This window comes from Paenibacillus sp. GbtcB18 (assembly GCF_019091125.1).
Classification (GTDB): Bacteria; Bacillota; Bacilli; order Paenibacillales; family NBRC-103111; genus Paenibacillus_F; species Paenibacillus_F chitinolyticus.
In genome coordinates this window covers 1-579 of the sequence record NZ_JAGXJX010000101.1, presented here as the reverse complement: position 1 = coordinate 579, position 579 = coordinate 1, and the positions used below count along the sequence as shown (strand labels likewise).

At 49.9% G+C, this 579-nt stretch carries 1 protein-coding gene; it reads left to right on the top strand.

The features are described from left to right. On the top strand, nucleotides 1-579 hold a 579-nt coding region (locus tag KVT34_RS29700), incomplete at both ends, for an acyl carrier protein (RefSeq protein WP_217563238.1).

Below are 579 nucleotides of genomic sequence, written 5' to 3'. Positions count from 1 at the left end.
TGGAAACCCCGGCAGGGATTGAAGCGTTCTATCGGGGATTCGCATCGGGCCAAGATCAAGTCATGGTAGTCGCGGGAAGGCTTGAGAAGCTGTATAAGGTTTGGGACAGAAGAAAAGGAGCAGCAAGGCAGGAAGAGAGTAAGCCTGGAGTAGAGAAGGGGGAACTTTTGGAGCGGGTGATAGGCTATCTCAAAAAAAGCGTATCCTCCATTATCAAATTGCCGACAGGGCAAATCGATGAGCATGCTCCTTTAGAGAAATACGGCATTGATTCGATCATGGTCATGCAGTTAACAAGGGTGTTGGAGAAGGACTTCGGTTCCTTGCCCAAAACGTTGTTTTTTGAGTATCAGAATCTTCACACACTGGCAGGATATTTTATCGAGCAGCACCAGGAGCAACTGCCGAAGATACTGGGAATCGAGGAAAAACCCCGGCAAGGAATGGATAAGCCGGTTAAGCAGGTGCCTCAGAGGAACCGTTTGATTCAGAAGCAAACGGGCGGCCGCAATCCAAGAAACGGATCTGCCCTGCCTGTACAAGAAGCACGAAGCGAAAACGAAGGGATGGACATCGCCG